A 16,339-nucleotide genomic window follows, 5' to 3' on the forward strand; every position below is an offset into this window, starting at 1 on the left:
AGATCCCATGTTAACCCAAAGACATTCAGGAGAGCGACGCGACGCCGGGGTATCGGCGTGCCTTCGCACCGGGGCGTCCGGGGCGGGGTCATGGGGTTGCTCAGTTCAGCGCGGGGGGCAGCACGGCCGCCATGGACCGCTTCGTGTCCACCTACACGATGCGCCTGGACAGCAAGGGCCGGGTTTCCATCCCCGCGCCCTATCGCGCCGTGCTGGCCAAGGATGGGACCGAGCACCTGGTCTGCCATCCCAGCCTTGCGGGGCCGGCTCTGGATGCGGGCGGCAATCGCCTGCTGGCGGAGATCGAGGCCCTGATCGACCGTTACCCGCCCTATTCGGAGGCGCGGGAGGAACTGGCGGCCGCCTTGTACGGCACCAGCGAGACGCTGCGCATCGACCCGGAGGGCCGGGTGGTGCTGAGCGAAGGGCTGAAAGCCCATGCGGGCATCGCGGACGCGGTGGCGTTCGTGGGCCTGGGACACAAGTTCCGAATCTGGGAACCCGAGCGCCTGCGTGCCCATCTCGCGGAGGCCACCGAGAAGGTGCGGCAGCTTCGGCGCGCGCTTGGTTCCTCGGCGGAGAACAGCGGAGGCAGCAAGGGATGAAATCGGGCCGCGGGGTCGGGCCCACCGACGCCGCAGGCGGACCGGCCCGTCATCTTCCCGTTATGCTGGCCGAGGTTCTCGCGCACCTCGCGCCGAAGGAGGCCGGTTCCTATCTGGACGGCACCTTCGGCGCGGGAGGTTATACGGGGGCGATCCTGGATGCGGCCGACTGCCGCGTCCTGGCTGTGGATCGCGACCCCACCGCCATTGCCGGCGGCGCGGCCTTGGTCGCCGCCTCCGGCGGGCGCCTCACCTTGGTTGAGGACCGCTTCTCGCAGCTTGATGTCCTCGCGCAGGATAACGGCTTCGCGCCGCTGGATGGCGTGGTGCTCGACATCGGCGTGTCCTCCATGCAGCTCGACCAGGCCGAGCGCGGCTTTTCCTTCCGCCGCGACGGGCCCCTCGACATGCGCATGGGCGGCGACGTGCCGTCCGCCGCGGACCTCGTGGCGGAGCTGGAAGAGGTGGAGCTCGCCCACCTCATCTGGAGCCTGGGCGAGGAGCGCCAGTCGCGCGCCATCGCCAAGGCCATTGTGAAGGCGCGCGCCGAGGCGCCCATCACCCGCACCGGGCAGCTGGCCGAGATCATCTCCCGCGTGGTGTGGGCGAAGCCCGGCGAGGTGCATCCCGCCACCCGCACCTTCCAGGCCCTGCGCATCGCCGTGAATGGCGAACTGGACGAGCTTGCCGCAGCGCTCGCCGCGGCCGAGCGGGCCTTGAAGCCCGGCGGGCGGCTGGTGGTGGTGACCTTCCACTCGCTCGAAGACCGGATCGTTAAGACTTTTCTGTCACACCGGAGCAAGGCTCCCTCCGCCTCGCGCCACCTGCCCCAGGCCGAGGGACCGGCTCCTTCCTTCCGTCTCCTGTCCAAGGGGATGGTGGAGCCCGGTCCCGAGGAAGTGGCGATCAATCCGCGCGCCCGGTCCGCAAAGCTGCGGGCCGCCGAGCGCACGGAGGCTCCGGCGCACGGGGAAGGGGACCTGCCCGGGATGCTGCCTCCCGGACTGTCGCAACGCCGTGGGCGGAGTCGTCGTTGATGTTTCGCATCGCGAACCTGGTGGTGGTCCTGGCGCTCCTGGTGACCGCTGCGGTGGTCTACCAGGTGAAGTACGCCTCGACCGCCGATGCGGAGCGCCTCGCGCATCTGCGCCAGGCCATCCGGGCCGAACGCGACGCCATCGCGGTGATGCGGGCGGAGTGGGCCAAGCGCACTTCGCCTCTGTTCGTGCAGGGCCTCGTGCAGCGCCACCTGGATCTTCAGCCGCTTGCCGTGGACGGCATCTCCACCCTCGACGACCTGCCCGAGAAGGTGGCGCGCAAGCAGGACGGCATTGGCGGCATGATCGAGGAACTGGTGGACACGCCGCTGGTGACTTCCTCGGTCAATCGCAGCGCGCCCACGCCCGCCGTTTCCGCGCCCGCCGCCGGCGGCGCCGCGGTGCTGCCGGCATCCTCCGCACTGCGCTCCCCGTCCACCCCCGTGACGCCCAAGCCCACCGCTGCCCCCACCGGCACGGGTGCGCCCCAAGCCTCCGCCGCACCCGTGCGCACCACCCCGGTCGCGCCCCGTGCCGTGGCCCCCGCGCCCGCTTATGTTCCCCCGTCCACCCCCGCACCCGCCCAGACGAGCAGCAGCGGCGCGGGCGGTGGTGGCCTTGCCCCCATGCTGCCCCCCGCCGGCCTGACGGGCGGGCGTTGAGGAGGCCGGAATGATGATGCCCGACTTCGGATCCCTGCTGACCCGCCTCCGCACACCCTTCGCCCGGCGCTCCGCGCCGGTCGCCGGCACGGTGCGCGCCAAGGCGGCCAGCAAAGCCCCCGCCAAGGTTTCCGTGCCGGCTCCGGCGGCCGCGGTGCGCGAGGCGACCACCCAGCGGCCGGCGCGCGCGCCCCTGGCGGATGCGCCCACCGCCCGCATCCGCACGCCCCAGCCGGCCCCGCCCGGCGCCGCCGCTCGGCCCGGCCCCTCGGCCGGCGCGCCCCCGGCCACTGCTCCCGCAGCCACTCCCGCCGGTGACGCCGCCAGCCTTGCCGCCCGCGCGGGCGGCGCGGTCGTGGACTTCTTCCGCCAGCTGGCGGTGGCCTTCGTCATGTTCTTCGTGAACCTGTTCCTGGGCCTATGCCGGCGCGTCGCCGGGCTGATCTATGGCACCGGCATGGGCATGGTGCGGGCCGTGGTGGGCCTGTTCCGCTTCTCCATTTCCTTCTCCGTAGGCCTTTATCGCGCCTTGCTCGGGCTTGACCGGGTGGATGCGGAAACGGTCACCCGCGCGCGCCTGAAGCTCCTGGTGCTGGCTTTCTCGCTGGTGTTCCTGGCCATTGCCGGCCGCCTGTCGGTGATGGCCATGTTCGCCGATCCCAATGGGGTGCGCGGTGGCGGCTCGGAGGCGGTGGCCTCGGCGCGGCCGGACATCATCGACCGCAACGGCGACATCATCGCCATCGACGTGAAGTCGCCCTCCCTGTTCGCCGAGCCGCGCCGCCTCATCGATCCCGACGAGGCGCTGGAAGGCCTTCTGAAGGTGCTGCCCGACCTCGACGTGGCCGAGACCCGCGCGCGGCTGAACTCCGGCAAGGGCTTCGCCTGGCTGAAGCGCGAGATCACCCCCTCGCAGCAACGCGCCATCTTCCGCCTGGGCCTGCCCGGCATCGGCTTCGTGAAGGAAAACCGGCGCATCTATCCCGACGGTCCGACGCTCTCCCATGTCATCGGCAACGTGAACGTGGACAATCAGGGCATTGCCGGCATCGAGAAATATATCGACGGCCGGGGCCTGGCAGAACTGCACCTCGCCGGCCTTGCCACCGACCGGCAGCAGGAGCCGGTGCAATTGTCCATCGACATGCGCGTTCAGCACGCGGTGCGCGACGAGCTGTCCCGTGCCCGTGAGAAGTTCAAGGCCAAGGCGGCCATGGCGGTGGTCACCGACGTGAACACGGGCGAGATCGTCTCCATGGTCTCGCTGCCGGACTTCGACCCCAATGTGGGGGGAAACCCGAAGGACGACGCCTATCTGAACCGCCTGACCACCGGCGTGTTCGAGATGGGCTCCACCTTCAAGGCCCTGTCCTTCGCCATGGCGCTGGATTCGGGCAAGATCGGCCTGAACTCCTCCTTCGACGCGCGCGGCGCGCTGTCCTTCGGGCGCTTCGCCATCCACGACTACCATGCCGAGAACCGGGTGCTGTCGGTGCCCGAGATCTTCCTCGTCTCCTCCAACGTGGGCACCGCCAAGATGGTGCTGGCGCTCGGCGTGGAGGCGCACAAGGCGTTCCTGCGCAAGATGGGCCAGCTCGACCGGCTGCGCACCGAATTGCCGGAAAGCTCCGAGCCCATCGTGCCCAAGCGCTGGGGCGAACTGAACTCCGCTACCATCGCCTTCGGCCACGGCCTCTCGGTCGCCCCCCTGCAGGCGGTGATGGCGGTCAATTCCATGATGAATGGCGGCTATCTCATCCCGCCCACCTTCATGAAGCGCAATGCAGAGGACGCGCAGAAGGTGGCGGTGCGGGTGCTCAAGCCCGAGACCTCCGACAAGATGCGCTATTTGCTGCGCCTCAATGCGGAGAAGGGCACCGCCACCAAGGCGGAGGTGCCAGGCTATCTGGTGGGCGGCAAGACCGGCACCGCCGAAAAGGTGGTGAATGGCCGCTATGCCAAGAACAAGCTCCTGACCTCGTTCACCGCCGTCTTCCCCATGGATCACCCGCAATATCTGGTGCTGGTGATGCTGGATGAGCCTCAGGCCCTCCCGGAAACCCATGGCTATGCCACCTCGGGCTGGAACGCGGCGCCCACGGCGGGCAAGATCGTGGAGCGCATCGCCCCCATGCTGAATGTGATGCCGCGCCAGAACCTGCCCAATGCCGACCAGATGCTGCGGGCCGCACAGGGCAACCAGAAGGTGGCCGAGCGCCAGTGAGCACGGCCGCCTTTCTCCCGGACAGGCCCGGGAGAAAGGGCAAGGCCACCCCGCTTGATGGAGACGGGACCACGTCATGACCGCCAAGCCCCTCGGCGACCTCCTGGCCGGACATGCCCGCCTGATGGCCGGGCCGCCGGGGCTTGCCGTCTCCGGCCTGACCGCCGACAGTCGCAAGGTCACGCCCGGTGCCCTGTTCGTGGCGGTGCCCGGCACCCATGCGGACGGCGTCCGCTTCATCGCCGATGCGCTGAAGAAGGGGGCTGCGGCGGTGCTGATGGAACCCGCCGCCCCGCCGCCCGATCTCCCCGAGGGCGTGGCGCTGGCCTTCTCGCTGGACGTGCGGCGCTCCCTGGCGCTGGCGGCTGCCCGCTTCCATGCCCGCCAGCCCCAGGTGATCGCGGCGGTGACCGGCACCGCCGGCAAGACCTCGGTGGCCTTCTTTCTGCGCCACATCTGGGCGCGCCTCGGCCATGAGGCGGCCTATCTCGGCACGCTCGGCCTCGTCACCGCCCGCGAGACCGCCTATGGCGGCCTGACCTCGCCCGATCCCGTCGGTCTGCACGAGATGCTGGACCGCCTCGCGGGGGAGGGCGTCACCCACATAGCGCTGGAGGCCTCCTCCCACGGGCTCGACCAGCGGCGCATGGACGGGGTGCGGCTGTCCGCCGGCGGCTTCACCAATCTCGGGCGCGACCATCTGGACTATCACCCCACGGTGGAGGCCTATTACCGGGCCAAGCTGCGCCTCTTCACCGAGCTGTTGCCGGAGGATGCGCCCGCCGTGGCGCTCACCGAGGCGCCCTATGGGGCGACGACCCTGGCCTATGCCCGCACCCGCGGCCTGCCGACGCTCGCCATCGGGCCGGGCGGCGACATGGATGTGCGGTCGATCGCGGCGGAAGGGCTCGGCCAGCGCATCGAGATCGCCGGTGCCGCGCCTTTCCACCTGCCCCTGATGGGCCGCTTCCAGGCGGACAATGCCCTTCTTGCCGCCGGCCTTGCGCAGGCGTGCGGGGCGGACCGGGACGCGGTGCTGGCGGCGCTTGCCACCTTGCCCGGCGTGCCCGGCCGCCTGGAGCGGGTGGGGGACGACCCCAACCGCGTCGTGTTCGTGGACTATGCCCACAAGCCGGACGCGCTGGCCGCCGTGCTGGACACGCTCCGCCCCGCCGTGCGCGGGCGCCTGGTGGTGGTGTTCGGCTGCGGCGGCGACCGGGACAAGGGCAAGCGCCCCCTCATGGGGCAGATCGCGGTGGAGAAGGCGGACCTGGTCATCGTCACCGACGACAATCCCCGCAGCGAGGTGCCGGCGGTGATTCGCGCCGAAATCCTGGCGGGGGCGCCCGGTGCCCGGGAGATCGGCGACCGCGCCGAGGCCATTGCGACGGCGGTGCGGGCGCTGCAAAGCGGGGATGTCCTGGTGGTTGCAGGAAAAGGCCACGAAACCGGCCAAATCATGGGCGACCGGACGCTGCCGTTCAGCGACAGCGCGGCCGTTCGTGCTGCGATGCAGCAAAATTAGGAACTGGCATGCTATGGCCGGCGCGGCGCGCCGGCCGGCACGCCTTCAGGTCATGGCTGCCTCCGGGCGAACCGGGGAGCCGAGGGAGCGTGCGCATGAGCGAACCGCTATACGGGATCGAGGAACTGGCCGCCGCCACCGGGGGCACCGTGCGCGGGGCGCCCGAGCCCGTGCGGGGCATTTCCATCGACACCCGCACGCTGGCGCCGGGCGATGCCTTCTTCGCCATTACCGGCGAAAACGCCGATGGCCATGCCTATGTGGACCGGGCCTTCGCCAATGGCGCGTCGGTGGCGGTGGTGGCCCGCGACCGCGCCGATGCCTTCCCGGCCGATGCCAATCTTCTGGTGGTGGATGACGTGCTCGCCGCGCTGGCGGACACCGGCCGCGCGGCGCGGGCGCGCTCCAACGCGGGCATCGTCGCGGTGACCGGCTCGGTGGGCAAGACCACCTCCAAGGAAGCGCTGCGCCTGGCCCTGTCCGCCGATGGCCCCACCCACGCCTCCGCCGCCTCCTACAACAACCATTGGGGCGTGCCCCTGTCGCTGGCCCGCCTGCCGCGCGAGGCGCGCTATGGCGTGTTCGAGATCGGCATGAACCATGCCGGCGAGATCACCCCGCTGGTGCGCATGGTGCGCCCGCAGGTGGCCATCATCACCGCGGTGGAGGCGGTGCATATCGCCCAATTCTCCGGCATTGAGGAAATCGCCGCCGCCAAGGCCGAGATCTTTGACGGGCTGGAGGCCGGCGGCACCGCCGTCCTCAACATGGACAATTCCCAGTTCCGCCTGTTGACCGACTTCGCCAAGGCCAAGGGTGTCTCGAACATCGTGACCTTCGGCGCCGATCCGGCCGCCGATTGCCGCCTCGTGGACGTGTCGCTCCAGGCCCATTGCTCGGTGCTGGTGGCCGATGTGATGGGCACCCGGGTGACGCTGAAGGTGGGCATGCCCGGCCGGCATGTGGTGCAGAACGTGCTCGCGGTGCTCGCCGCCGTGAAGCTGCTGGGCGCGGACCTGGCGCTCTCAGCCCTGGCGCTCTCGGCCCTGCGCCCGCCCCCGGGGCGCGGCGTGCCGGTGCAACTGGTGCTGCCCGGCGGCACGGCGGTGCTGCTGGATGAAAGCTACAACGCCAATCCCGCCTCCATGCGCGCCGCCATCGATGTGCTCAGCCGCACGCCCGTCGGCCCGCGCGGCCGGCGCATCGCGGTGCTCGGCGACATGCTGGAGATGGGCCCGGACGGCCCGCGCCATCATCGCGAGCTGGCGGAACCGCTCACGGCGGCGGGCATCGACCTCGTCTTCTGCTGTGGGCCGCTCATGCATGAATTGTGGTACGCCTTGCCGAGCGACCGCCGGGGCGGCTATGCCCCCGCTTCCGCTCCGCTGACCGCGCTGGTGGCCGCCAATCTGCGGCCGGGCGATACCATCATGGTGAAGGGCTCGAACGGCAGCCGCATGGGACCGCTGGTGAAGGCGCTCGCCGAACGCTTCCGCACCCCCAGCGAAGCCTCGACCGAAGGATAGACCATGCTTCAATGGCTTGCGCAGCTGCACGACGTCTTCCCCGGGATGAACGTGTTCCGCTACATCACCTTCCGCACCGGCGGGGCGATCGTCACGGCGCTGCTGTTCGTCTTCCTGTTCGGTCCCGGCATCATCTCGGTCCTGCGATTGAAGCAGGGCAAGGGCCAGCCCATCCGCGCCGACGGGCCGCAATCCCACCTTCTGAAGAAGGGCACGCCCACCATGGGCGGCCTGATGATTCTCTCCGGCCTGCTGGTGGCGGTGCTGTTATGGGCGAACCTGTCCAATATCTATGTCTGGACGGTGCTGGGGGTGACGGTGGGCTTCGGCCTCATCGGCTTCTATGACGACTATCTGAAGGTCACCAAGCAGACCCATGCGGGCTTTTCCGGCAAGGCGCGCCTGGCCGCCGAGGGGGTGATCGCCGGCATAGCGGTGGTGATCCTGGTGAGCGTGGGCAAGCCGGGCCTGTCGTCCTCGCTGGCCTTTCCCTTCTTCAAGGACCTCCTGCTCAATCTGGGCTGGTTCTTTGTCCTGTTCGGCGCCTTCGTGATCGTGGCGGCGGGCAATGCGGTGAACCTCACCGACGGGCTCGACGGCCTCGCCATCGTGCCGGTGATGATCGCCGCCGGCTCGTTCGGCATGATCTCTTATCTGGCCGGAAATGTGCTGTTCGCCGACTATCTCCAGATCCATTATGTGGCGGGCGTGGGCGAACTGGCGGTGATCTGCGGCGCCATCATCGGCGCCGGCCTCGGCTTCCTGTGGTTCAACGCCCCGCCGGCCCAGATCTTCATGGGCGATACCGGCTCGCTGGCGCTGGGCGGGCTGCTGGGCACCGTGGCGGTGGCGGTGAAGCACGAGATCGTGCTGGCCGTGATCGGCGGCCTGTTCGTGCTGGAGGCTGTGTCGGTGATCGTGCAGGTGCTTTCGTTCCGCCTCACCGGCAAGCGCGTCTTCAAGATGGCGCCCATCCACCACCATTTCGAGCAATTGGGCTGGACGGAAAGCCAGGTGGTGATCCGCTTCTGGATCATCGCCGTGGTGCTCGCCCTTCTGGGCTTGGCCACGCTGAAGCTGCGCTGAGGCCCGTGCCCCGCGCCGGCTGGGCCGGCGCGGGGGGTTTTACGGGCGCTGCGCCGGTGCGGAGCCCCCGGCGCGCCCGGCCCGGGCCACCATGAGGTGGGCGAGGGCCATGCCCGCCAGCATGGGCACCAGGAAGGCCAGGATCGCGGGGTTGAACAGAGCCAGCGAGGCGATGGCCGGCCCCGGGCAGATGCCGGCCAGCCCCCAGCCGAGGCCGAAAATGGCGGCGCCGATCACGAGGCGCGGGGTGATGTCCTTGGCGGTGGGCCAAGCAAAGCTCTTTGCGAAGACCGGCCGCGACCAGCCCCTGAGCCCCCGAAAGCCGAGGAAGGTCACCGCCACCGCCGCCGCCATGGTGACGGCGAGGGACGGATCGAACGCACCGGTCAGATCCAGGAAGTTCAACACCTTGGCGGGGTCGAGCATGCCCGACAGGGCAAGGCCCGCGCCGAACAAGAGGCCCGCCAGCAGCGCACCAAGGCCGATCATGACAGGCCTCCCACATGGCGGATCAGGAAGGTGACGAGGATGGCAACCCCCATGAAGGTGAGGGTGGCCGTCAGCGAGCGCACCGAGAGCCGCGCCAGCCCGCACACCCCATGGCCGGAGGTGCAGCCCTGGCCGAGGGTGGCGCCGAAGCCCACCAGAAGGCCGGCCAACGCCAGGAGGCCGAGGCTTGGCGGCAGATGCTGCGCCACGCCGCCGGCCAGCAGGGAGACGATGAGCGCCCCGCCCACCAGGCCGATCACGAACAGCACCTGTTCGCGGACCGGGCCGCGGGCGCCGGGATTGACCAGGCGGCCCACAATGCCACTGATGCCGGCGATGCGGCCATTGAGGGCCATCAGCAGCACCGCCGAGGCGCCGATGAGCAGGCCGCCCAGCCCCGACAGGAGGGGCGTGAAGTGTGTCGCAGGAAGGGTCACGTCATTTCACCTTGTCGGCCATTGCGGATGGCGCGAGACTTGTCGTGGGGTCACGGCGCGCACTGGCGGCATTCACCGGAACACCTATTTGACATTCGTCCGGCTGGGGACGGGGCAAGTGGAGAGGCCCAGCAGCCGGTAGGCCGGGCAGAAGCGCAAGGAGGCGGTGCCGAGCAGAACCACGCCGATGAGGGGGAGCACATAGGCCCACACGCCCGTCACCAGGAGGGGCGAGGCCAGGAGCAACAGCCCCAGCACGGCCCGCACGATCCGGTCCACTCCACCCACATTGCTCATCTTCGCCTCCTGTGGTCTAATGATTTTAGTATTTCATGAAACGCTAAAATGTCAACAGCCCTGAACCTTCCTCCCCATGCCTCCGGTGCGGTGCCCCAGGATCTGGTCCGCAATTCCGATGCGGCCGCTGCCCTCCTGTCGTCCATGGCCCATCCCAAGCGCCTGTTGGTCCTGTGCCAATTGGTGGAAGGGGAGCGCACGGCCGGGGACCTTGCCGCCGATGTGGGCTTGAGCCCCTCGGCGCTCTCCCAGCACCTGGCCAAGATGAAGGCAGCCGGCATTGTCGCCAGCCGGCGCGAGGGCCAGACGCTTCATTACCGCCTGGCCGGGCGCGAGGTGCGGGCGGTGATGGAGACGCTGTACAATCTTTACTGCGCGCCGCAGGCCGGGGCGGGGTGCTGAGGCGGCGGCTGCGTGCAAATGCCTGCGCCGGACGGTGCGCGGGTGCTTCCCTTCGGGCGCGACGCGTTCTAGTGCTTGGGCTGTTTTGCCGGCAGGGGGCTGCCGGTTCCAGTCCAGGTTCGCACGATGATTCCCGTTGCCAGCTTCAAGGATCGTCCCGTCGCCGTGTTCGGCCTGGGCGGGTCCGGTCTTGTCACCGCCGAGGCCCTGGTGGCGGGCGGCGCGCAGGTTGTGGTCTATGACGATGCCGAGGCCGGGCGGGCCAAGGCCAAGGCTGCGGGTCTCGCCGTCGTGGACCTCCGGCAGGTGGACTTCACGCAGCTGGCCGCGCTGATCCTCTCCCCCGGCGTGCCGCTCACCCATCCCAAGCCCCATTGGAGCGTGGAGCTGGCCCGGGCGGCGGGCGTGGAGATTATCGGCGACATCGAATTATTCTGCCGCGAGCGGCGGGCGCGGGCCCGCCATTCCCCCTTCGTGGCCATCACCGGCACCAATGGCAAGTCCACCACCACGGCGCTCACCGCCCATTTGCTTGCCACCGGCGGGCGGGATGTGCAGATGGGCGGCAATATCGGCACCGCCATCCTGTCCCTGGAGCCGCCGCGCTCCGGCCGGGTGCATGTGGTGGAATGCTCCTCCTACCAGATCGATCTCGCCCCCACCCTCGATCCGTCCGTGGGCGTGCACCTCAATCTGACGCCCGACCATCTGGACCGCCACGGCACCATCGAGGCCTATGCGGCGGTGAAGGAGGGCCTGCTGGAAGGCATTCCCACCGGCGGTACGGCGGTGGTTGGCGTGGATGACACCTATTCCGCCGCCATGGCTGACAGGGCGGAGCGCGCCGGCACCCATGTGGTGCGCATCTCCGTGAGCCGCCCGCTGGCGGACGGCGTGTGGCGGGACGGCTCCGCCATCGTGCTGAGCGAAAAGGGCGTGGAGCGCTTCCGGCTGGATCTTGCCGGCATTTCCTCCCTGCGCGGCGCCCACAATGCCCAGAATGCCGCCGCCGCCTTCGCCGCCGCCCGGGCCATCGGGCTGGCGCCGGAAGTGATCGCCATCGGCATGCGCCGCTTTCCGGGCCTTGCCCATCGCATGGAAGAGGTGGGCCGCAAGGGCAAGGTGCTGTTCGTCAATGACAGCAAGGCCACCAATGCGGATGCGGCCGAGCGGGCTTTGACCTCATTCTCCAACATCTATTGGATTGCCGGCGGCAAGCCCAAGTCGGGGGGCATCGCGCCGCTCGCGCCCTTCTTCGGGGCGGTGAAGCGGGCCTATCTCATCGGCGAGGCGGCGGAGGACTTCTCCCGCACCCTGGAGGGCCAGGTGCCGCACGAGATCGCCGTCACGCTGGACGAAGCCCTCGCCCGCGCCGCCCGCGCCGCGGAGGCCGATGGCCTCGACCCCGCCGTGGTGCTGCTCTCCCCCGCCTGCGCCAGCTTCGACCAGTTCCCCAATTTCGAGGTGCGCGGCGATGCCTTCCGCACCCTCGCCCAGGCCCTGCCGGGCGTCACCGCGCGCGGGTGAGGCCCGGCCGGTCCCGTTCACTTCGCCGCGGGCAGCCGTTGGTAGGTGTTGCCGAGATCGTCCTGCACCACCACGGCGCGGCCCTCGGCATCTACGGCCAAGTCGGCGGTGGGCACGACGGTCGCATAGTGCCAGCCCTTGGGCAGTTGCAGGCGCCGGCCCAGGTCCGGCAGCGCCGCATAGCTCAGGTCCTTGTCCTTCATGCGGGAATAGGACTGCATGACATAGACCGCCCCGCCGGGCGCGGTGAGCTGGAAGGTGGGCTTGCCGGCCTCGAACACGAAAGTGGTGTCCCGGTGGATCTCGTGCTCGGCATAGGGCGGGTTGCGCAGGTCCCACAAGGAGATCTGCACCTCCGCCCGCTTGATGAAGCCGATGCCGCCCAGCTCCACCGTTTCCCCCGCCTTGGTGGCGCCGCTGGCGATGATCTTGTCCATCAGGAAATAGCGCGGCCCGTTCATGGCCACCAGATAGACATCGAACTGGCGCTTGACCTCGGCCTCGGTGAGCGCGGCCCACTTGTCCGGCGGGCAGTCGCCAAGCCCCATGGTGTTGTAGACCGAGGCGCGCAGCCCGACGCCGTCGAGGGCGATGGGCAGCACCTCGCAATAGCGCGCATCCCGCAGAACCGGCGGCAAGGTCAGGGTCTGGGCGGCGGCCGGCAGGGCGAAGGCGGCGCAGAGCGCGGCGGCTCCGGCACCCCGGAGGAACGGACGGAAGGCCATGGTGTTTGGCTTCATGTGCATGTGTCTCGCCGGCAAGGCTGCCCTCGCCGGTTGGAGCCTGATCCCCCGATCAGCTCCCGTGCCCTGCGTCGCTGACCCCGTGACGCGGTCCCCTTATAGGGCGATGCATCGGCCCGATGAAGGGGAATTGTCCAACCCGGCCAAGACGTTTTCGCGCCCAGGCCGGCGGCGAGGGGGACGGCGGGAAGGCCATTGCGATGCAGCAAGGCCCTTGTGATCGGCCGCCGGGCGTGGCACGTCGGGGCACCGATCGGCCCCAGGTGGCATGCCAAGGCGCGTGGCACGACGAGGAGCAAAGCGACATGAACATGGAGAGCAGGCTCGTGGCACCCCGGCCGGTGTCCGGTCTTTCGGAACTGGCTGCGGACTACGATCTGATCCTGTGCGACGTGTGGGGCGTGCTGCACAATGGCCTGGCCGCCTATGCGGCGGCGGGCGAGGCCCTCACCCGCGCCCGCGACGGCGGCGCCAAGGTGGTGCTGGTCTCCAACGCGCCCCGGCCCAATGCCTTCATCATCACCATGCTGGACAAACTGGGCGTGCCCCGCTCGGCCTATGACGCGGTGGTGACCTCCGGCGACGTGACGCAGGCCGTGCTCTCCGGCCATCCCGGCGCACGCATGTATCACATCGGCCCCTCCCGCGACCTGCCCACCTTCGACGGCCTCGACCTTCAGCTCTCCGGCCCCGAGGCGGCGGATCTCATCGTGTGCACCGGCCTGTTCGACGACGAGGTGGAGACGGCGGAGGACTATCGCGCCTCCCTCACCGCGCTGCAGGCCCGCCACGTGCCCTTCATCTGCGCCAATCCCGACATCGTGGTGGAGCGCGGCGACAAGCTGATCTATTGCGCCGGCGCCATCGCCCAGCTTTATGACCAATTGGGCGGCCACACGGTCTATTGCGGCAAACCGCACAAGCCCATCTACGACACCGCGTTTGCCCGCGCGGCGGACTTGCCCGGCTGGCTGCCCGACGCCCCGAAGGTGCTGTGCATCGGCGATGCCCTGCGCACCGACATCATGGGCGCGACCGCCGCCGGCTTCGACAGCCTGTTCATCGCCTCCGGCATCCATGCGGCGGAGCTGGGGGCCGAGGGCGGGGCGCAGCCCGATGCGGAGGCGCTGATCAACCTCTTCACCGGCCATGCCCATCCGCGCGGCGTGATGCCTCGCCTGGCCTGGTAGGGCGCACCCGGTGCCGCCCCGGCTTGACGGTGGGGCGGCGCTGGTCCAACCCTTTGCCCGCCCAGGGCCTTGCGCCTCGGGCCTTGCCGTTCCTTCAGTCCGGTCGCCGATGACACGCTCCCCCTCCGCTGATCCGACCTTCGCCGTGGTGCACGGCCTTGCTCCCGTGCCGGCGCAGCTGCAGCGGCCGGTGGTGGCCATCGGCAATTTCGACGGCGTCCATCGCGGCCACCAGGCGGTGATCGCCGTGGCGCAGCATATGGCGGCCCGGCTCGGCCGGCCGGCGGCGGCGCTCACCTTCGAGCCCCATCCCCGCAGCTTCTTCCAGCCCACCAAGACCTTGTTCCGCCTCACCCCGCCGGAGCAAAAGATCGCCTGCCTGTCGTCAACCGGCGCGGCCGGGGCCATCGTGCTGCCGTTCGATGCGGGGCTGGCGGCGCTGACCGCCGATGCCTTCGTCGCGGAAATCCTGGTGGGCCACTTCCAGGTGGCCGGCGTGGTGGTGGGCTTCGACTTCCATTTCGGGCGCGGCCGGGGCGGTTCGCCGGATTTCCTGAAAGAGGCCGGCGCCGCCCATGGCTTCGAGGTGGCGGTGGTGGAGCCCATGCGCGACGAAGGCGATCCCATTTCCTCCAGCGCCGTGCGCGCGGCGCTGGCCGCGGGCCAAGTGGGCCATGCCGCGCACATGCTGGGCCGGCCCTGGAGCATTGCGGCCACTGTCATCCATGGCGACAAGCGGGGCCGGACGCTGGGCTATCCCACCGCCAACCTCGCGCTGCCAGCGGGGACGGAACTGGCCTTCGGCATCTATGCGGTGCGTGTCACCATCGGCGACCGCACGGTGGACGGGGTGGCCAGCTACGGCCGGCGTCCCACCTTCGACGACGGCGCGCCGCTGCTGGAAGTCCACCTGTTCGACTTTTCCGGCGATCTCTACGGCCAAGTGCTGGACGTGGCGCTGGTGGGCTATATCCGCCCGGAGATGAAGTTCGACAGCATCGACGCCCTCATTGCCCAGATGGACCGCGACAGTGCCACCGCCAAGGGCATTCTGGCGGGCACCGGCGCCCGCTAGCCCAACGCCTCCGCAGGTCAGGGGATCGGCCTTGCGCCGCCCCGGCCGGCTTGCGTGGGCCGCAGCCTGGGTCTAGATCATAACCATCGCGAAAAACGACGGCCTGAGCAGATCAACCCGTCTGCCCGGCCGTCGCAGACACGTCCGCCCTGCGGTCAGCAGGGCGCGGCCAGCGTCTCCCGAAGCAAAGGCCTGACGACCGGTTCGGTCGCAGGCGCCCGTCAGCGTCCACGGACCGGACGGGAGACCCGGAGCGTTGGCATGGGCGATTTCCCTTCCATTTCCATCATCGGTGCCGGACTCGGCGGCCTGACTTTGACGCGCGTGCTGCATGTGAACGGCATCTCCGCCACCCTCTATGAAGCCGAGCCGGTCGCGACGGCGCGCAGCCAGGGCGGGCTGTTGGACATCCACAAGGACACCGGGCAGGCCGCCCTGCGGGATGCGGGTCTGTTTGAGCCCTTCCTGTCCCTGGTGCGGCCGGGGGAAGATGCCAAGCGCGTGGTGGACACGCAGGGCACCCTCCTGTTCGAGCGGGCCAGCGACCCCGTCTCCGGTCCTCCGGAAGTGGAGCGGGGCGCGCTGCGCGACCTGCTGATTCAATCGCTTCCGCCCGGCAGGATCGCCTGGGGCCGCAAGGCGGTCGCCATCGAAAGGGAGGGGGCCGGGCATCGGGTCCGGTTTGCCGATGGCGGCACACGCCAGGCCGATCTGGTGGTGGGCGCCGACGGCGCCTGGTCCAGGGTGCGGCCGGCGCTTTCGGACGCGCAGCCCGTTTATGCCGGCATCTCATTCATCGAGATCGCGCTGCCCGCCGGGGAGCCGAACCATCGGGCGTCCCTCGATGCCATTGGCCGGGGCACGCTGATGGCGGTCTCCCCGGGCCGAGGCATCCTGATGCATGGGAATGCGGACGGATCGGCCAACGGCTATGCCGCCCTCGCCCTGCCCGAGGAGGCCATTCGGGCGGTCGATCTCGCCGACGCCCGCGCTGGCCTTGCGGAGATGGCGGGGCATTTCGAGGGGTGGGCGCCGCACCTCATCGCCATGATGACGGAGAGCGCCTGTGCCCCGGTGCTGCGCCCGATCCGTGCGCTGCCGGTCGGGCACCGATGGGCACGCGTGCCCGGCCTCACTTTGGTGGGCGATGCGGCCCACCTCATGTCGCCCTTCGCGGGGGAGGGGGCCAATCTGGCGCTTCTCGACGGCGCCGAACTGGCCAAGGCCCTTCTGCGCCATCCCGGTGACCGGGAGGCCGCGCTTGCGGACTATGAGCAGGCGTTGTTTGCGCGCAGTGCCGCCCTTGCGGACCTCTCCGCGCGGAACCTCCAGGCCTTCTTCGGGCCGCGCGCCCCCTGGAGCGTCGTGGACCTGTTCCGGCGCCCTCCGCCCCCGCTGTGACGGGCAGGGAGGGATGGCGCCGCAGCGCGCGGATGCCGCTTTGGCCGGCGGGCGCAGAAGCGCGAAGAGAACAGTTGCGGTTAGGCGCCTCTTAACCCAAATCGCGCATGGTT

The 16,339-nt window shown here is 69.8% G+C and carries 16 protein-coding genes; 12 read left to right on the forward strand and 4 right to left on the reverse strand.

From position 1 onward, the window contains the following. Positions 1 to 131: 131 nt before the first annotated feature. The 7 genes from ACT54L_RS09935 to mraY all read left to right on the forward strand — a co-directional run bounded on the left by ACT54L_RS09935 (position 132) and on the right by mraY (position 8,665). Positions 132 to 605 carry a division/cell wall cluster transcriptional repressor MraZ gene (locus tag ACT54L_RS09935; protein ID WP_476085419.1) on the forward strand — a complete coding sequence of 158 codons (474 nt, stop codon included), beginning with the start codon at positions 132 to 134 and terminating at the stop codon, positions 603 to 605. Further along, positions 602 to 1,642 (forward strand): 16S rRNA (cytosine(1402)-N(4))-methyltransferase RsmH, encoded by a 1,041-nt coding sequence (rsmH, locus tag ACT54L_RS09940; protein WP_476085420.1) that lies wholly within the window; start codon positions 602 to 604, stop codon positions 1,640 to 1,642. The genes ACT54L_RS09935 and rsmH overlap by 4 nt, the downstream gene beginning before the upstream one ends. Further along, positions 1,642 to 2,304 carry a cell division protein FtsL gene (gene ftsL / locus ACT54L_RS09945; protein ID WP_476085421.1) on the forward strand — a complete coding sequence of 221 codons (663 nt, stop codon included), beginning with the start codon at positions 1,642 to 1,644 and terminating at the stop codon, positions 2,302 to 2,304. The genes rsmH and ftsL overlap by 1 nt, the downstream gene beginning before the upstream one ends. Before the next feature lie 463 nt (positions 2,305 to 2,767). Continuing rightward, a complete protein-coding gene (locus ACT54L_RS09950; protein WP_476085767.1) occupies positions 2,768 to 4,528 on the forward strand; it encodes a peptidoglycan D,D-transpeptidase FtsI family protein in 1,761 nt (586 codons plus the stop codon). A gap of 76 nt (positions 4,529 to 4,604) precedes the next feature. After that, on the forward strand, positions 4,605 to 6,053 hold the full coding sequence (locus ACT54L_RS09955) for a UDP-N-acetylmuramoyl-L-alanyl-D-glutamate--2,6-diaminopimelate ligase (protein ID WP_476085422.1): 1,449 nt from the start codon (positions 4,605 to 4,607) through the stop codon (positions 6,051 to 6,053). A 95-nt stretch (positions 6,054 to 6,148) separates the two neighbouring features. Continuing rightward, positions 6,149 to 7,579 (forward strand): UDP-N-acetylmuramoylalanyl-D-glutamyl-2,6-diaminopimelate--D-alanyl-D-alanine ligase, encoded by a 1,431-nt coding sequence (locus ACT54L_RS09960; RefSeq protein WP_476085423.1) that lies wholly within the window; start codon positions 6,149 to 6,151, stop codon positions 7,577 to 7,579. Between the two features lie 3 nt (positions 7,580 to 7,582). Next, on the forward strand, positions 7,583 to 8,665 hold the full coding sequence (gene mraY, locus ACT54L_RS09965) for a phospho-N-acetylmuramoyl-pentapeptide-transferase (protein ID WP_476085424.1): 1,083 nt from the start codon (positions 7,583 to 7,585) through the stop codon (positions 8,663 to 8,665). 39 nt (positions 8,666 to 8,704) lie between these two features. Here mraY and ACT54L_RS09970 read toward each other — a convergent pair whose 3' ends face one another. The 3 genes from ACT54L_RS09970 to ACT54L_RS09980 all read right to left on the reverse strand — a co-directional run bounded on the left by ACT54L_RS09970 (position 8,705) and on the right by ACT54L_RS09980 (position 9,888). Further along, positions 8,705 to 9,154: a DUF6691 family protein gene (locus ACT54L_RS09970; protein WP_476085425.1), complete on the reverse strand. Its 450-nt coding sequence runs from the start codon at positions 9,152 to 9,154 to the stop codon at positions 8,705 to 8,707. After that, a complete protein-coding gene (locus tag ACT54L_RS09975; RefSeq protein ID WP_476085426.1) occupies positions 9,151 to 9,591 on the reverse strand; it encodes a YeeE/YedE family protein in 441 nt (146 codons plus the stop codon). The genes ACT54L_RS09970 and ACT54L_RS09975 overlap by 4 nt, the downstream gene beginning before the upstream one ends. A gap of 84 nt (positions 9,592 to 9,675) precedes the next feature. Continuing rightward, the gene (locus ACT54L_RS09980; protein ID WP_476085427.1) at positions 9,676 to 9,888 is read right to left on the reverse strand and encodes a YgaP family membrane protein; all 213 of its coding nucleotides are present in this window, start codon (positions 9,886 to 9,888) and stop codon (positions 9,676 to 9,678) included. 48 nt (positions 9,889 to 9,936) lie between these two features. Here ACT54L_RS09980 and ACT54L_RS09985 point away from each other — a divergent pair, with 48 nt between their 5' ends. Next, entirely contained in the window at positions 9,937 to 10,290 is a 354-nt protein-coding gene (locus tag ACT54L_RS09985; protein WP_476085428.1) for an ArsR/SmtB family transcription factor, read from the forward strand. Positions 10,291 to 10,416: 126 nt separating this feature from the next. Next, positions 10,417 to 11,817: a UDP-N-acetylmuramoyl-L-alanine--D-glutamate ligase gene (gene murD / locus ACT54L_RS09990; protein WP_476085429.1), complete on the forward strand. Its 1,401-nt coding sequence runs from the start codon at positions 10,417 to 10,419 to the stop codon at positions 11,815 to 11,817. 17 nt (positions 11,818 to 11,834) lie between these two features. Here the strand turns inward: murD and ACT54L_RS09995 are convergent, their stop codons facing one another. Next, positions 11,835 to 12,563, reverse strand: a complete 729-nt coding sequence (locus tag ACT54L_RS09995) for a hypothetical protein (protein ID WP_476085430.1) — start codon at positions 12,561 to 12,563, stop codon at positions 11,835 to 11,837. A 302-nt stretch (positions 12,564 to 12,865) separates the two neighbouring features. Here ACT54L_RS09995 and ACT54L_RS10000 point away from each other — a divergent pair, with 302 nt between their 5' ends. The 3 genes from ACT54L_RS10000 (at position 12,866) to ACT54L_RS10010 (ending at position 16,226) form a co-directional block, all read left to right on the forward strand. After that, positions 12,866 to 13,750 (forward strand): TIGR01459 family HAD-type hydrolase, encoded by an 885-nt coding sequence (locus ACT54L_RS10000; RefSeq protein WP_476085431.1) that lies wholly within the window; start codon positions 12,866 to 12,868, stop codon positions 13,748 to 13,750. A 109-nt stretch (positions 13,751 to 13,859) separates the two neighbouring features. Beyond that, positions 13,860 to 14,825 carry a bifunctional riboflavin kinase/FAD synthetase gene (locus tag ACT54L_RS10005; protein WP_476085432.1) on the forward strand — a complete coding sequence of 322 codons (966 nt, stop codon included), beginning with the start codon at positions 13,860 to 13,862 and terminating at the stop codon, positions 14,823 to 14,825. Between the two features lie 261 nt (positions 14,826 to 15,086). Next, a complete protein-coding gene (locus ACT54L_RS10010) occupies positions 15,087 to 16,226 on the forward strand; it encodes an FAD-dependent oxidoreductase (RefSeq protein WP_476085433.1) in 1,140 nt (379 codons plus the stop codon). Positions 16,227 to 16,339: the final 113 nt, after the last annotated feature.

The organism is Aquabacter sp. DMC10 (assembly GCF_056314145.1).

Excerpts from the sequence above, each read along its gene's own strand:
- ACT54L_RS09960 (WP_476085423.1), top strand. The coding sequence starts at position 6,149 with ATGAGCGAACCGCTATACGGGATCGAGGAACTGGCCGCCGCCACCGGG.
- ACT54L_RS09970 (WP_476085425.1), bottom strand. The coding sequence starts at position 9,154 with ATGATCGGCCTTGGTGCGCTGCTGGCGGGCCTCTTGTTCGGCGCGGGC.
- ftsL (WP_476085421.1), top strand. The coding sequence starts at position 1,642 with ATGTTTCGCATCGCGAACCTGGTGGTGGTCCTGGCGCTCCTGGTGACC.
- ACT54L_RS09995 (WP_476085430.1), bottom strand. The coding sequence starts at position 12,563 with ATGCACATGAAGCCAAACACCATGGCCTTCCGTCCGTTCCTCCGGGGT.
- ACT54L_RS09985 (WP_476085428.1), top strand. The coding sequence starts at position 9,937 with ATGTCAACAGCCCTGAACCTTCCTCCCCATGCCTCCGGTGCGGTGCCC.
- ACT54L_RS10005 (WP_476085432.1), top strand. The coding sequence starts at position 13,860 with ATGACACGCTCCCCCTCCGCTGATCCGACCTTCGCCGTGGTGCACGGC.
- ACT54L_RS09935 (WP_476085419.1), top strand. The coding sequence starts at position 132 with ATGGACCGCTTCGTGTCCACCTACACGATGCGCCTGGACAGCAAGGGC.
- ACT54L_RS09980 (WP_476085427.1), bottom strand. The coding sequence starts at position 9,888 with ATGAGCAATGTGGGTGGAGTGGACCGGATCGTGCGGGCCGTGCTGGGG.
- ACT54L_RS10000 (WP_476085431.1), top strand. The coding sequence starts at position 12,866 with ATGAACATGGAGAGCAGGCTCGTGGCACCCCGGCCGGTGTCCGGTCTT.
- ACT54L_RS09950 (WP_476085767.1), top strand. The coding sequence starts at position 2,768 with ATGGTGCGGGCCGTGGTGGGCCTGTTCCGCTTCTCCATTTCCTTCTCC.
- ACT54L_RS10010 (WP_476085433.1), top strand. The coding sequence starts at position 15,087 with ATGGGCGATTTCCCTTCCATTTCCATCATCGGTGCCGGACTCGGCGGC.
- rsmH (WP_476085420.1), top strand. The coding sequence starts at position 602 with ATGAAATCGGGCCGCGGGGTCGGGCCCACCGACGCCGCAGGCGGACCG.
- mraY (WP_476085424.1), top strand. The coding sequence starts at position 7,583 with ATGCTTCAATGGCTTGCGCAGCTGCACGACGTCTTCCCCGGGATGAAC.
- murD (WP_476085429.1), top strand. The coding sequence starts at position 10,417 with ATGATTCCCGTTGCCAGCTTCAAGGATCGTCCCGTCGCCGTGTTCGGC.
- ACT54L_RS09955 (WP_476085422.1), top strand. The coding sequence starts at position 4,605 with ATGACCGCCAAGCCCCTCGGCGACCTCCTGGCCGGACATGCCCGCCTG.